14 protein-coding genes are annotated in these 13485 nt (G+C 52.9%); 3 read left to right on the forward strand and 11 right to left on the reverse strand.

The features are described 5' to 3' along the window. Positions 1 to 2 precede the first annotated feature (2 nt). The 3 genes from OO731_RS02660 to OO731_RS02670 form a co-directional block, all read right to left on the reverse strand. Positions 3 to 920: a Rieske 2Fe-2S domain-containing protein gene (locus OO731_RS02660; protein ID WP_138276041.1), complete on the reverse strand. Its 918-nt coding sequence runs from the start codon at positions 918 to 920 to the stop codon at positions 3 to 5. A gap of 157 nt (positions 921 to 1077) precedes the next feature. After that, complete coding sequence (locus OO731_RS02665; RefSeq protein WP_264890660.1) at positions 1078 to 1866, reverse strand: cytochrome c; 789 nt, start codon at positions 1864 to 1866, stop codon at positions 1078 to 1080. 24 nt (positions 1867 to 1890) lie between these two features. Further along, positions 1891 to 2502, reverse strand: coding sequence for a heme-copper oxidase subunit III (locus tag OO731_RS02670; RefSeq protein ID WP_138315448.1), 612 nt, complete (start codon positions 2500 to 2502; stop codon positions 1891 to 1893). 83 nt (positions 2503 to 2585) lie between these two features. Between OO731_RS02670 and trpD the strand changes: the two genes are divergently transcribed. Beyond that, positions 2586 to 3647 (forward strand): anthranilate phosphoribosyltransferase, encoded by a 1062-nt coding sequence (gene trpD / locus OO731_RS02675; protein ID WP_264890551.1) that lies wholly within the window; start codon positions 2586 to 2588, stop codon positions 3645 to 3647. 88 nt (positions 3648 to 3735) lie between these two features. On the opposite strand, the gene OO731_RS02680 is transcribed toward trpD, so the two are convergent. Next, positions 3736 to 4191: an NUDIX domain-containing protein gene (locus OO731_RS02680; RefSeq protein WP_264890552.1), complete on the reverse strand. Its 456-nt coding sequence runs from the start codon at positions 4189 to 4191 to the stop codon at positions 3736 to 3738. A gap of 38 nt (positions 4192 to 4229) precedes the next feature. On the opposite strand from OO731_RS02680, the gene OO731_RS02685 reads away from it, so the two are divergent. Next, on the forward strand, positions 4230 to 4997 hold the full coding sequence (locus OO731_RS02685) for a glycerophosphodiester phosphodiesterase family protein (RefSeq protein ID WP_264890553.1): 768 nt from the start codon (positions 4230 to 4232) through the stop codon (positions 4995 to 4997). A 97-nt stretch (positions 4998 to 5094) separates the two neighbouring features. Further along, positions 5095 to 5457, forward strand: a complete 363-nt coding sequence (locus OO731_RS02690; RefSeq protein ID WP_138275277.1) for an RNA polymerase-binding protein RbpA — start codon at positions 5095 to 5097, stop codon at positions 5455 to 5457. On the opposite strand, the gene OO731_RS02695 is transcribed toward OO731_RS02690, so the two are convergent. The 7 genes from OO731_RS02695 to OO731_RS02725 form a co-directional block, all read right to left on the reverse strand. Next, complete coding sequence (locus tag OO731_RS02695; protein WP_264890554.1) at positions 5442 to 6146, reverse strand: polyprenol monophosphomannose synthase; 705 nt, start codon at positions 6144 to 6146, stop codon at positions 5442 to 5444. The two genes, OO731_RS02690 and OO731_RS02695, sit on opposite strands and share 16 nt — an antisense overlap. After that, on the reverse strand, positions 6143 to 7711 hold the full coding sequence (lnt, locus tag OO731_RS02700) for an apolipoprotein N-acyltransferase (protein WP_264890555.1): 1569 nt from the start codon (positions 7709 to 7711) through the stop codon (positions 6143 to 6145). Before lnt ends, OO731_RS02695 begins: the two co-directional genes overlap by 4 nt. Before the next feature lie 2 nt (positions 7712 to 7713). Beyond that, positions 7714 to 10164 (reverse strand): DEAD/DEAH box helicase, encoded by a 2451-nt coding sequence (locus tag OO731_RS02705; protein WP_138275279.1) that lies wholly within the window; start codon positions 10162 to 10164, stop codon positions 7714 to 7716. Next, the gene (tatC, locus tag OO731_RS02710; RefSeq protein WP_264890556.1) at positions 10161 to 10949 is read right to left on the reverse strand and encodes a twin-arginine translocase subunit TatC; all 789 of its coding nucleotides are present in this window, start codon (positions 10947 to 10949) and stop codon (positions 10161 to 10163) included. The genes OO731_RS02705 and tatC overlap by 4 nt, the downstream gene beginning before the upstream one ends. 18 nt (positions 10950 to 10967) lie before the next feature. Further along, positions 10968 to 11153 carry a twin-arginine translocase TatA/TatE family subunit gene (locus OO731_RS02715; protein ID WP_138275281.1) on the reverse strand — a complete coding sequence of 62 codons (186 nt, stop codon included), beginning with the start codon at positions 11151 to 11153 and terminating at the stop codon, positions 10968 to 10970. 334 nt (positions 11154 to 11487) lie between these two features. After that, positions 11488 to 12483 (reverse strand): WYL domain-containing protein, encoded by a 996-nt coding sequence (locus tag OO731_RS02720; RefSeq protein WP_264890557.1) that lies wholly within the window; start codon positions 12481 to 12483, stop codon positions 11488 to 11490. Continuing rightward, complete coding sequence (locus OO731_RS02725) at positions 12476 to 13483, reverse strand: WYL domain-containing protein (RefSeq protein ID WP_264890558.1); 1008 nt, start codon at positions 13481 to 13483, stop codon at positions 12476 to 12478. The genes OO731_RS02720 and OO731_RS02725 overlap by 8 nt, the downstream gene beginning before the upstream one ends. Positions 13484 to 13485 lie beyond the last annotated feature (2 nt).

The following is a 13485-nucleotide window of genomic DNA, read 5'->3' on the forward strand; positions in this document are numbered from 1 at the left end:
TTTTAGCGCTCCCAGAAGCTAGGGCCAACAGGTTCGGTGAAGTCGCTCTGAGCGATCAGGTAACCTTCGGCGTCAACGGTGATTGGTAGCTGTGGCAATGGGCGTGATGCAGGCCCGAAAACCACCTTGCAGGCATCAGTGACATCGAATGTCGACTGGTGGCAAGGGCAAAGCAGGTGGTGAGTGTGCTGCTCGTAGAGTGCAACTGGGCAACCTACGTGGGTACAGATCTTTGAGTAAGCAACGATGCCGTCGTATGACCAGCTCTTGCGCTCCTCAGATTCTTTGATGTCGGCAGGGTCAAGGCGAACCAAAAGAACGGCTGCCTTAGCCTTCTCTTCGAGCTTGTGGTGCTCTAGCTCGCTGAGGCCCTCAGGAATTACGTGGAAAACAGAACCAATGGTTACGTCTGAAGCCTTGATCGGCAGACCGCTTGGGTCCTTAGCCAAGCGAGTGCCCTTCTTCCACATGGTGTGGCGAAGGGTGTCGCCAGGGTTAGGTCCCAAGTCGCCGAAAATCATGATTGCTGGCAGCGGGAACAAAGCCAATGCGCCGTAAAGTGAGCGACGAATAAGCTTGCGACGGCTAAAACCAGACTCAGAGTCGGCAAGCTTGATGATTTCAACTGCACGGGCGCGAACTTCCTCTGAACCACGAGCAATGTGGCGCTCCTCTGATACTTCAGCATCAGGCATCAGGGTCTTGGCCCAGTGCACAGCACCGATTCCAATGCCCAAGAGGCCAAGGGTGATGCCGAGACCTAGTAGGAGAGTGTTCAGGCGAACGGTGCCAAGTTCTTCGGTGATAGGGAATGCAAAGTACGCGTAAACCGCAAATGCGCTACCGACGATAGAAGTGAAGAACAGAGCAGCAACCTGACGAGCAGCTGCCTTCTCGTGCTTCACGCTCTTGTCTGTCATGCGGACACGGTGAGGCTCTAGGCCTGGGTCCTGCAGTCGATCGGCTGGAATCACGGCCAAGCCTGCGGCGTAGTCGTGCTCTGGCTCTTGCGAATCCGCTGAAGTGATGCTCTTGTTGCTCACTCTATGCTCCCTTGTATTTCTAAAGTTCTAAAAGTTAGTTTGACTTAGCGCCAAGCCAAATGGTGATGGCGATAATCAGACCCAAAACAAATACCCAAGCAAACAGACCCTCAACAACAGGACCAAGGTTCGCTAGTTCATAACCACCGGCTGATGGGTTTTCTTCCACGTACTTCAAGTAAGTGATGATGTCTTTTTTGTCTTCTGGAGTCAGGTTTGCGTCATTGAAGACCGGCATGTTCTGTGGGCCGGTAACCATGGCCTCGTAGATGTGCTTTGACTCAACACCGGTTAGTGAAGGTGCAAACTTTCCCTCGGTTAGTGCTCCACCGGCACCAACTGCGTTGTGACACATCGCACAGTTGATGCGGAACAGCTCGCCACCGCGAGTTGCATCGCCGTCTGCGGCAAGCATTTCTTCGGTTGGAACAGCAGGACCAGGTGCAAGTGAGGCTACGTAGGCAGCCAGTGAATCGATCTGCTCCTGGGTGAACTGAACCTTCTTGGCCTGAAGCTGAGGTCCTGAAGCCTGACCAGGCATACGACCGGTTCCAACCTGGAAGTCGACTGAAGCTGCTCCAACGCCAATCAGGCTTGGTCCAGCTGCTGAACCTTCGGCAGCCTTTCCGTGACAGCTGGCACAGTTAGCCAAAAAGAGCTTGCGGCCTTCTTCGACCTGAGCGGCGCTGGCCACTGCTGATGCTGGCTTGACCTGCTCGACCGCGGCTGTAGCAGCTGCGTAGCCACCACCGGTTAGCGCAAGACCAGCTGCCATTACTAGAACAGCAGCAAATGGGCTGCGTCGCGAGCCCTTGTTTTTCATGAAAGCCATCTTTGGAGTCTCTCTTTATTTCAAAACGTAAACAATAAGGAACAGGCCGATCCAGACCACGTCAACGAAGTGCCAGTAGTAAGAAACCACGATGGCACTGGTTGCCTCGTAGTGACCGTACTTCTTGGCTGCGTAGGTGCGGCCGATGATTAGCAGGAACGCGACTAGACCGCCGGTTACGTGAAGTGCGTGGAACCCGGTGGTGATGTAGAAGGCGCTGCCGTAAGAGTTTGAGTTGAGAGCAACACCCTCAGAGATCAAGGTGGCGTACTCCCAGACCTGACCGGCCACGAAGATTGCACCCAAGAAGTAGCTGAGCATGAACCACTCGGCCACGCCCCACTTGGCTGGTGACCAACCGGTTGCACGTGGCTGAAGGCGCTCAGCAGCAAAAACACCGAACTGAGCGGTGAAAGATGAGGCGACCAAAATGATGGTATTCACCAGAGCGAACGGAACGTTCAGGATTGCTGTGTCGTGAGCCCAGATTTCAGGCGAGTTTGCGCGAAGGCTGAAGTACATCGCGAAAAGGCCAGCAAAGAACATCACCTCGCTTCCAAGCCAAACGATTGTTCCAACCGAGGTTGAACTTGGGCGGTTAATGACAGGTGCGCTTAAGGTCGTCATGCTTCAATCCTAACCCTGAGAAGTGCCTGAAATCGGCATTTTTTGGGCATGAATTCGAGAAATTCGGCAATAAACTTTGGGTTATGACCTCAGCATTGACCTGGCCTTCGATTTTGACCAAACTGATCGACCGAACCGATCTGACTCGAGCAGAATCCAGCTGGGTAATGGGTCAATTTCTTGGGGGAGAGACCCCTGAACCAGTGATGGCCGGATTCATGACTGCCATGCGCGCCAAGGGAGAAACCGTGGCTGAACTGTCTGGTCTGGTCGATGCCATGCTGCTCAATTCGGTCAAACTCGATACTGGATCTGATGCGGTAGACATCGTTGGAACCGGGGGAGACCTGATCGGTACCGTAAACATTTCCAGCATGGCCTCGATTTTGGTTGCCAGTGCCGGAATTCCGGTTCTTAAGCACGGATCCCGTTCTGCATCAGGAAAGACCGGCTCTTCTGAGATGCTGGAGGCATTGGGAATCCGCTTGGACCAAACTCCGGAGCAGGTCGCCGAGGTTTTTAGAAAAGTGGGCATCACGTTCTTCTTTGCTCCGGTTTTTCACCCAGCCATGCGCTTCGTTGGTCCGGTTCGCAAGGCGCTTGGCGTGCCAACCACGTTCAACTTCTTAGGTCCGCTGGCCAACCCAGTCCAGCCAATTGCTACTTCACTTGGTGTTTCAAATGCCACCATGGCGCCACTTTTGGCGCAGGAGTTAGCAGCGCGCGGCCGCACCGGCTTGGTATTTAGAGGCAACGATGGCCTTGATGAGCTCTCAACCGTTGCCGACAGTCAAATCTGGCAGGTAGTCGGGGGAGAGGTTCAACAACATGAGCTTCAGCCGACCAAACTTGGCTTGGCCAAGGTGGATGTCGATTCACTACTTGGCGGGGATGCGGTTCAGAACGCCGCAGTTGCTCGCGACTTGTTTGCCGGGGAATCCGGTGGAAACTTGGGTGCGATTAAGGACATCGTTTTGCTGAACGCAGCCGGTGGCGTGGTTGCCTACGAACTGGCTAAAGATCCATCTCGAAGCGACGTGTCGTTGGAGCTTCGATTCGAAGATGCACTCCAGAAAGTCACCACAGCCTTAGAGAGCGGCGCAGCGGCTGAAAAAGTTGCTGATTGGGTCGCTGCAACAGCGTAGCCGGAGCACCTCACGGAAAATTCTTGACGGGGACCGGTTTTGAAACATTACTTGACATAATGTACATTATCGGCGTTAGTTATTGAGCTCAGAAGTGGTTGCGTAAAAAGGAAACCAACCCGTGTGGGCCAACCAACTCGCCAGAGGCAATTAGCTCGTCAACGCTCCACCATCGGTGTTCTAAGACATCTCGGCGCTCGTCATCAGTCCAGCCGGTTGTCTCAAGTTCAAAGTTCGAAACCCGATGGATATAGAAATAATCCACATACGTGTGTTGATTTCCGTCAGCCCAGGTCCAGGTTCCCGATGTTTGCCAAATTTGATCCCCAAGGTCTTCTGGAGCCAGCTTGATGCCAGTTTCTTCGCTAAGTTCACGCACGGCGGCCTCTAATGGTGTCTCGCCAAAGTCAATCCCGCCACCCGGAGTTATCCATCTAGGTGGCAAACCGACCTCAGGATCAAAATGGGTGAGCAACAGGAACAATCGATTTTCATCGTCCACAAGGATTACGCGGGCCGTTTCTCGGTGTTGTCCAGGTCTCATGAGTTAAGTTTGCCCCAGAACTGTCATATGCTCAGATTATGAGTTCGAGTCTGCACGGTGAAACGCCAGCCTTCCAGATATTGGCGCACCGAGGGCTCATCACCGAAGATTCACCGCACGAAAACACCATCGCAGCTTTTCAGGCGGCTCTGGCTGCAGGTGCCGACATTATCGAAACCGATGTGCGCGCTACATCGGACGGTATTGCGTTGGTTTTTCACGATGCCGACCTTTCGCGATTCACCGGTCAGAAGACCCGGATTGGCCGGCAGCCTTTTTCGATACTAAAAAGCCACTTGGGCGCTGTAGGTGTTCAATTGCACTCACTTGAAGAGGTATTGCTGACCTTTCCTTCGGCTCGATTCAACATCGATGTTAAAGATTTTCAAGCGGCTTCAGCGGTTGCCGAGGTTATCAATCGCCACTCGGCTGCCGATCGGGTGTTGATCACCTCATTTCGAAAAAGACGCCGGGCAGCTGCGCTTCGGTCAATTTCAAATCCAGTTGAATCCTCGGCAAGTGCAACCGAGCTTTTGGTCATTTATCTCCTGATAAAACTCAGGCTCGGCCGTTTATTGCCGGTGTTTTTTGGCTCGTTGACTGCCCTGCAAATTCCTCGCTCCAGTGGACCCCTCCGGTTTGACAGCGCTGGATTTATCCGGGCGGTTCAACAGGCTGGGCTAGAAGTTCACTACTGGACCATCAACTCCCCTGATGAAATGAACGAATTGCTTGATCTCGGGGCCAATGGGCTGGTGACAGATAGATGTGATTTGGCTGTGAATATCCGTCAAAACAGGCTGTGAGTTTGCTGTTAACCCCACCTTTGCGGGAAGATTGACTGTTCTCGCCGAGTTGTTCCTCGTCGAAAGGCCCAAAAGGCCGTGATTATTTGGAGGATAAATGGCACAGCAGACCATGCGCGGAATGCGCCTAGGTACCCAGAGTCTTGAAAGCGAACGTGGAGTCAACTACTCAGCTCGTTCAAACCACTCTTACCAGTGTGTAAACAACCACGTTTCTGAGATGGTGTTTGCAGCTGACGCAGAAATTCCTCAGACCTGGCAGTGCAAGCAATGCCCAGAGCAGGCAACCCTTTTGGAAGACGGCAAGATGATTGTTCTTGACGCTTCAGACGACAAAACCCCACGTTCTCACTGGGAGATGCTGCTGGAACGCCGCACCCGCGAAGAACTTGAAGAGATTCTTCAGGAGCGCTTGGACTACATCCGTGCACGCCGTGCCGGTGGTCAAGCAGACCTGTAAAAACCCCACTTGGTGACCAGCCATAGTGCCTCGAGCACTATGGCTGTTGTCATTTTTGAGGAACCCAGTGTGCGCTCAACAAATATGATGGGAACTTCGACTACGTGTCCCCCGGCGCGCTTTGACCTTAGGGCCATTTCAACTTGAAAAGCGTATCCGCGCGCGGCAACGCCTTCCAGGTTCAGCCCCTTCAGGAATTCAACATTAAATGCGCGGAATCCTGCGGTCATGTCCTTGATGCCGGTTCTCAGCATCAGGTTTGCATAGAGGTTGCCGATTTTAGAAATAGCTTTTCGGTGTGCGGGCCAATTGACCACCGCTCCCCCAGGAATCCAACGAGAGCCAATTACTAGGTCGGCTGTTTGGGCTTTCTCCAAAATTTTCGGCAAATCAATTGCCCGATGACTTCCGTCAGCGTCCATCTCGACAACAATTTCATAGCCCAGCTCGATGGCCAATCCAAACCCGGATAGGTATGCGGCGCCCAAACCGCCTTTTTCAGAACGGTGCAGGACTGAAATCTGAGAATCTTTGGCGGCAAGACGATCAGCCAGGTGTCCGGTGCCATCGGGGCTATTGTCATCGATGATTAGCAGGTCAACCTGCGGGCAAACTTCGCGAAGTTCGGCAACCGAGTGTGCCAAGCTTTCAATTTCATTGAAGGTTGGCATCAAAACCAAGGTTTTCAAGCTAACTCCTTTGGTTTTCTGGTGCGGTAACGGTGAGCAATAGCCAAGACGGTCAGTAGAGTTGCCAAAAGATTAATTGCCAGGTCTACTGCTCCCCCAATAGCGACTCCAGGTGTCAGGCTGGTCCGAAGTGGAACTTCGGTAACCATCGCACCGGCGGTGAAAGTTTCTAGTTGGTCGAGGGTTTGTCCATCCGGTCCATAAACGGCAGTGACGCCAACGGTCGACACGTTTACAACGGCTCGACCGGTTTCGATAGCCCTGAGTTTGGCAAATGCTGCCTGCTGAAAAGTCTCGTCGCTGAAACCAAAGTCTGCGTTGTTGGTTTGGGAAAGTATTACCTGCGCCCCTTGATTGACTAGGTTGCGTCCGATGTCATCAATGGCAATCTCGAAGCAAATCAGAGTGCCAACTGGTCCCTGAGCCAACTCGTAGATGCCGTCACGCTCGCCAAAAGAGTATCCGCGAGAAATTAACCCGATTAGATCTGGGGCCAATTGGTACCAAAAGTCACGGTCTGGCACATACTCGGCAAACGGAACGGGGCGCTGTTTATCGTAGTAGTCCACCGGTCCGGTGAGTGGCTCCCAAAGGATAGAACTGTTGAAGAGTTTTTCACCGCGCTCCGTTATGGTTCCAAAAACTAGAGGAACACCTAGTTCCTCATCAACCAGCTGGCTAATCCGCTGACTTGCTGTGACATCTCTGAATGGGCTCAGATCTGAAGCGTTTTCTGGCCAAACCACTAGGTCCAGCTCATTGAATCGCGGGTTTTCCTTCAAAAGCTGAGTTGCATCGAGATGGTTTTTGAGGATAGTCCCCCGCTCAGTGTTGGCAAACAGGCCAGCTTTGGCGTTTCCCTGCACAGTGCCGACCACGAGGGTCCCGTTTTCAGGTTCGGTCGGCAACAAAATGGCCAGTGGTAGCGCCAGTACCAAAAGTGAGGAAGCTGCAGGTGTAACCCAACTGAACCGCACCCGGCCTTGAAAGTTTGTGGCGACAAATACTGCCAGTGCAGCCCCAACCAACGCAACGAGAAATGTAAGCCACCCCAAGCCGCCGACATAAACCCACCTAGAAAGAATTGACTCCGATTGAGTTTGGGCCAGTCGACTCCAAGGGAATCCCCCGTAAGGCAGGCTGATAGCCACCCACTCTCGGGCAGTCCAGACCAAGGCCAGCGCCAAGGCGGTGAGAATAGGCTTCCAGGCAGATGTCGATAGGGTTTGGTCAAGCCAACGCCAGACCAACGCCAGCACTGCCAGACCGCCCGCAAAAATCGCCGCCTCTAGAACCGAAAGCGCCAGCCATGGTACCGGACCCAGATAGAGGCTCAGCCACTCTATTTGGCTCAGATAATAAGCCAATCCTCCGATGAAACCGATACCAAGCGCTGCCCTGAAGCGTAAGTTGTGGACGGACAGCACCAGTAGAGCAACCGATGCAAAAATCAGTGGCCAGATGCCTTCCCTCGGCATTGCCAGGCTGGATAGCAGACCGCCCACGAGGGCAGCAAGCACGCGCCAAACCCAAGCTAGGCGATACAAGATGTGCTTAGAGGCCATGGTTATCCGTAGTAGGAATAGGCGACGATGCCGCGTTTGACTTTAGTCACAGCAAGTTTTGCTGTTTCCGCAAGACCTGAATCGGCGGTTTGGGCAATTTGATCTAGGAGGTCAATGATTTGCTTGGTCCAACGGATAAAGTCACCGGCCAGCAAGTCAGCGCTGTCTAGCACCGTATCCAGGCGTGCGCCGCTTGCCCATCGATGGATTGGCAACGCCAGGCTTAGGTCCAACGGTGGCGTTTGGCGCAACTTGTGGTGGCGAGATAGTTCCTCGAGTTCGTGCCAAATATCCTGCGTGGTTTCAATTACTTCAGCAAAATTTCCCTTTGGAACCCTAGGTTCCCACTCTTCATCGCGTCTGGCCTCATAAACCAGAGATGCTGCCACGGCGGCCAGTGACGGTGCATCCAAGTTCTTCCAAACACCTTCGCGCAGACACTCTGAAATCAGCAGGTCGCGCTCGCCGTAGATGCGGGCCAAAGTTCGACCAGCGTCCAGGACGTCGTAATCTCCCTCTTGGTCAGGCGCGATGTAATTTAGGTCCGCTAGCATTCCGCAGATGCGGTCGAAGGTTTTCGCAACCTGATTGGTGCGCCCCTCGATCTGGTTGAGGATACCCTCCAGCTCACGCTGCAGTTTGAACCAGCGCTCGCCCCACCTGGCGTGGGCTTCGCGATCCTGACAACTGTGACAGGCGTGAGACCTCATGTCGCGCTTCAGCTGATTGAGTCGCTGTTCTTGAAGGTGGCGACCTTTGCTCTGTCGAATGTCTTTGCCTCGATCTGCGCGAACTCGGCTGGCAGCCAAAGCGCGCTCAAGGTCGCTGATTTCGCGTCGAATGGTGGCGTACTCAACGAAATCGCCCTTGTGGCACTCCATTGCCTTGGCATAACCATCCAGAGAAACCTGCTTTTCGCGGATTCCTCGTGCCAAACCAACCACCGAGCGGTCAGCTTGAAATTGGGCAAAAGAGGTTTCGAGCACTTCTCTTGCTCGCTCGCGACCAAATGCCTCAATCAGGTTTACAGCCATGTTGTAGGTAGGTCGGAATGGGCTCACCAATGGATAGGTGCGCTTGCTGGCCAGACCGGCAACGTTATTTGGGTCCATGTTCGCACTCCACTGAATGACCGAATGCCCCTGAGTGTCGATACCTCGACGACCAGCGCGGCCGGTCAATTGGGTGTACTCCCCCGGTGTGATTTGAACTCGGCCCTCGCCGTTGAATTTATCCAGTCGCTCAAGTACCACGGTTCGAGCCGGCATGTTTATGCCCAGTGCCAAGGTCTCAGTCGCAAACACCACCTTGACTAACTTGCGTAGAAAGAGTTCTTCGACGACTTCTTTGAAGGCCGGCAACATACCTGCGTGGTGCGCAGCAACGCCTCGCTCCAATCCGCTAAGCCACTCAAAGTAACCAAGGGTAGCCAGGTCCTCATCAGCAATGTTGTAGCACTTTTCTTCTACTACCCGGCGGATCTCTTGCTTTTCTTCGGTTGTCGTTAGGCGAATCGAACTGCTTTGGCAAGCCTTCACCGCAGCCTCGCAGCCAACTCGGGAGAAGATGAAGAAGATCGCCGGTAGTAGCTCTGCTTCGTCAAGAATGTCGACGATCTCAGGCTTTGAAATTCTAGGAATTCGCGCTTGCTGGGCGCGGGCTTCGTGATACGAAACCTTCTTGCCACGCTGCGGTCGGTTTATTGGCTGCCGCATTTTGGAGGCGTGCATTTGAGCTAGCTCTGGGTTAACGCGAACGTCTTTACCCTGATCATCGAACAATTCGATGAGTTCGTCGCCAAAGAGTACGTGCTGGTTGAGCGGGACCGGGCGGATTTCAGAAACGATAATTTCTGTGTCCCCGCGAACCTCGTCAAGCCAGGCACCGAATTCCTCGGCGTTCGACACCGTGGCGCTGAGTGACACAATTTTGACGTCTTTTGGAAGGTGGAGAATAACTTCTTCCCAGACAGCACCTCGGAAGCGGTCGGCAAGATAGTGAACCTCATCCATCACGACAAAGCCCAGGCTGATTAGTGCATTCGAGTTTGCGTAAATCATGTTTCGCAACACCTCTGTGGTCATAACCACAATTTGGGCGTCTGAATTCTGATTGGTGTCACCGGTAAGCAGTCCGACCCGTTCGGCGCCGTATCGTTTGACGAGTTCGGCATACTTTTGATTGCTCAGGGCCTTAATGGGCGTGGTGTAAAAGACCTTCAGGTTTTTTTCGATGGCCAGGTGAATAGCAAACTCACCAATGATGGTCTTTCCGGCTCCGGTCGGCGCAGCAACCAGCACACCTTTACCGGCCGCCAGTGCCAAGCAGGACTTCTCCTGAAAGTCATCGAGTGGAAAATCCAACAGTTTTAGAAAACTATCCAGCGATGGCGCCTTAGCCTTCTTTTTGGCGAGGGCAAACCTTTCGGCCGCACTCAGCTCGATTTCACTCACAGGGTTTCCGTCAATTCTTTGTCTATTTTTGCGTCCCGTTTGGCACGTCGTTTGTCATTTATCGCTGTTACTGCGGCGGCTAAGAAATAGAGCGCAACCAGAGGAATCATGACCAAAAACATCGACATTGGGTCGGCGGTTGGGGTCGCCAGCGCGGCAATCAGCGCAATGACAAATACGGCGATTCGCCAGGAGTTCAGGATGTTCTTAGTAGTCAGTAACCCTGCAAAGTTGAGTAGCACTAGGACGACCGGAAGGACGAAGGCAATGCCGAAAACCAACAAGATTCGAATCGTGAAGAGAATGTATTCGTTGGCGTTGATCACGTTTGCCGTGCCGGTTGGCGTGAAGCCAATCAATGTAGCCACAAAGCTAGGCAGCGAAATCCAGGCAAGCCAGCACCCTGCAGCAAAAAGCGGAATGGCGCTGAATAGGAACCCAAGTGTGTAGCGACGCTCCTTTTGCTTCAGCCCTGGGGTGATAAAAGCCCAAAGGTTGTAAAGCCAAATTGGGCTGGTGAGCATAATGCCGAGGAAGATAGACACCTGCAGTTGAAGGTCAAATGCTCCGGCTACCGTGCCAATGTTCAGCGTTGCGTTGATGCCTCGCTCGGCTGCCAGTTCAACAATGGGGGCTTGTAGTACCTGAAAAACTGGCTCAAAAATTATCCAGCCGACAACGGTTCCGCCAAGAATAAACAGCGCCGACCAGAACAGTCGTTTTCTTAGTTCTTTGAGGTGACCTCCGAGGTTCATCTTGCCCTCGGGGTTGCGCTTTCTAGCCATAACTAACTAGGCCGGCGACTATTTGGTTTCAGGCTTTGTGCCCTCGCCGTTGGCGCCAGTGGTGGTGTCATCGCTCTTAATTTCTTTTTTGAAAATACGCAGTGACTGCGCGAGGCTCTTAGCCAAACCCGGAAGTTTCGGTCCGCCCCACAACAACATGACGATGACGAGGATGATGATCCATTCCCAGCCTTGTAGTCGCATCAGTGAAACCTGCTTTCATCGGGGTTGAAGTTCTTTAGGGACTTTATAAGCCTACGCTGTCTGGCCTCGCGTTTTTTGGCTTTGTCGTTCAGTAATTGCGCCCGTTTAGCTAACAGCACATCTGGGTCGTCGAGAACATTACTTTCAGGCCCCACGTAATCTGCGGGTGCCTCCATAGCGGCCGACAATCGCTCTGCATGCACAATAATTCTTTCGAGCTGATGCATCACGCCTTCGAGACGAATGAAGAGCGAACGGGCTATAAATCCGAACACTACGAGCGCACCCGCAGCTAGGCCACACCAAATCCAGAACCAGGCCCAGAAACCCACGGCTATCCCTCGTCCTCAATTTGTTTTGGAGCTGGATTCTCGCGCATCGCCTTTTGTGCGTATTCCCGCACGATAGTCCTAGCCTGAACAGGTTCGATGACTCTTGCAGAACCGCCATAACGGGCTATCAAGCGCCCAATATTTGGCAGGTGGCCGATGCTTATCGTGGTGCGAATCTTAGAATTTCCAACGTCTTTAGGTTCAGAAAGCGGCTGGAATTCTGAGATTAGGCCATAGGCTTCTGGATCGACTTCCACAGTGACTTGAGTGTCGGTAATGCCCGCAACATAAATGGCATCATCGATTTGGCCCACTGCCAAGGCTTGAGCGGTGAGTGGTTCGCTGAGCAATTCAATAGAGCGCATTCGGTCCAGGCGAAAGTTTCGAACCTCCTGGTTAAGGGGACAAAACCCGCGCAGATACGTGCCATCAGGGCTTGGATCTAGGCGGAGTGGTTCAATAACCCGGTTAGTGCGCTCACCTTTTTGGTTGAAATACTCGCAGGAGATCTGAACTCCATCAAGAATTGCGCGTCGGAGCAACTCTAGGCCAGCCTCTACCGTTCCAGGCTTGACTTCAACCCGGGCACCCGAGCTGCGAACCTGCCCTTCTGAAATTAGGTCAACCAAGAATTTCACGTCGCTATCGTTGGCAAACTCTGGCATCGAGGCAAGGTAGTTTAGGCCTGCCGCGATGGCCGAGGTTTGCCGAGTCGAAAGCCTTGGGGCCCCATCAAGAACCAGGTTGTCGGTGAGTGACAGCATGCCTTCTTCTTCGAGAGCGTCTAAATCAATCATGAAGAACCATTCTTCAAAACCATTTATGTCAGCTCGCGCTTCGTTTATCGACGTGACAGCTTTTCGAACATACTCAACACTCAACTCAAAGTGCTGGGCTGCCTCTGCGATGGAAACTGGTCCGCGATTTTGAAGGAAGCCAACCAAGGAAAGTAAAAAGTTGAGGCGGTCCTCGCCGTTGAAAGTGTTCAATTTAGGCATGATCAGCCGCCACTCTCGCGAATCCGTTGTTGATTGCGTCGGCAAGCTCTTTTGGTCGAATTACTTCGATGTCCAATGCAAAATTTCGCAATTCTTCGGCGAGCAGATGCACGTCTAAATAGTGCAGCTGAACAATTGCATCCGGTGCCGAACCCAGGTCATCATCAAGGTGAAAGTGGAACCAAGCCTGGCTGTCACGGGCCACTTTTAGCTCGGCAACGTTGTTCTTGATGAATTCGTCTAGTGAATCAGTAGCAGCCTGGATGGCATCCTCGGTTGGTGCCTCGAATGAAACTGGCCCATCCTCAGTTTTGACTGGTTTCACTTTTGAAACTATTCGTTTTAGCAAAAAGTTGCGGGCCTCCGATGCACCCAGGTCATAACACTGAAGCATCCACTGGCCATCGATGTTTCTGAGCGACCAAGGCTGTACGTGCCGCTTACTTACTGTGCCGTCCGGTTTACGGTAATCGAATTCGACTTCATGCTGGTCATCAATGGCCGAGTTGAGAGGTGTGAAACTCGGCTCTCTGGTTTGAATCCTTGGAGCAAATCCAATTAGGTCTTCTGCAGATGGCGCAATTCCAAGTGCTCGCAGACGAACCAACGCCTGGCTAGCCTCAGACTTCAATGAAGCCTTGGCCCAAACCTGAGCGGCCAGGCTCAGGATTTGTAGCTGCTTGGGGGTTAGCTCAACTTGATGAGGCCAGACAAAGCTTCCGTTTTCGATTACATACCGCAGTTCCTCTGCGTCTGCCTTCGGGTCAACTAGTTCAAGCTTTATACCGCTGGCTCGCAAATCTGCCTTGTCGCGCTCAAACATCCGGTTCAACGATTCATCATCATTACTGCGGGGTGCTGTCGCGTATGTGGTTACAGCCCTAAAAATTTCAGCCTTAGTTAGTCCTCGTTCAGCAAAAATCAGCGCACAAGTAAGTTGAAGCAACCGCTCAGACTTATCAGACTTGGCCGGTTGCCAAGTCGATTCGCGTTCAGTCAACT

Origin of the sequence: Rhodoluna sp. KAS3, assembly GCF_026000575.1 — a bacterium.
Lineage (GTDB): Bacteria > Actinomycetota > Actinomycetes > Actinomycetales > Microbacteriaceae > Rhodoluna.

What these genes read in the sequence shown, in the direction of transcription:
- OO731_RS02660 (WP_138276041.1), bottom strand. Translation starts at nt 920, where the DNA reads ATGACAGACAAGAGCGTGAAGCACGAGAAGGCAGCTGCTCGTCAGGTT.
- OO731_RS02665 (WP_264890660.1), bottom strand. Translation starts at nt 1,866, where the DNA reads ATGAAAAACAAGGGCTCGCGACGCAGCCCATTTGCTGCTGTTCTAGTA.
- OO731_RS02670 (WP_138315448.1), bottom strand. Translation starts at nt 2,502, where the DNA reads ATGACGACCTTAAGCGCACCTGTCATTAACCGCCCAAGTTCAACCTCG.
- trpD (WP_264890551.1), top strand. Translation starts at nt 2,586, where the DNA reads ATGACCTCAGCATTGACCTGGCCTTCGATTTTGACCAAACTGATCGAC.
- OO731_RS02680 (WP_264890552.1), bottom strand. Translation starts at nt 4,191, where the DNA reads ATGAGACCTGGACAACACCGAGAAACGGCCCGCGTAATCCTTGTGGAC.
- OO731_RS02685 (WP_264890553.1), top strand. Translation starts at nt 4,230, where the DNA reads ATGAGTTCGAGTCTGCACGGTGAAACGCCAGCCTTCCAGATATTGGCG.
- OO731_RS02690 (WP_138275277.1), top strand. Translation starts at nt 5,095, where the DNA reads ATGGCACAGCAGACCATGCGCGGAATGCGCCTAGGTACCCAGAGTCTT.
- lnt (WP_264890555.1), bottom strand. Translation starts at nt 7,711, where the DNA reads ATGGCCTCTAAGCACATCTTGTATCGCCTAGCTTGGGTTTGGCGCGTG.
- tatC (WP_264890556.1), bottom strand. Translation starts at nt 10,949, where the DNA reads ATGGCTAGAAAGCGCAACCCCGAGGGCAAGATGAACCTCGGAGGTCAC.
- OO731_RS02715 (WP_138275281.1), bottom strand. Translation starts at nt 11,153, where the DNA reads ATGCGACTACAAGGCTGGGAATGGATCATCATCCTCGTCATCGTCATG.
- OO731_RS02720 (WP_264890557.1), bottom strand. Translation starts at nt 12,483, where the DNA reads ATGCCTAAATTGAACACTTTCAACGGCGAGGACCGCCTCAACTTTTTA.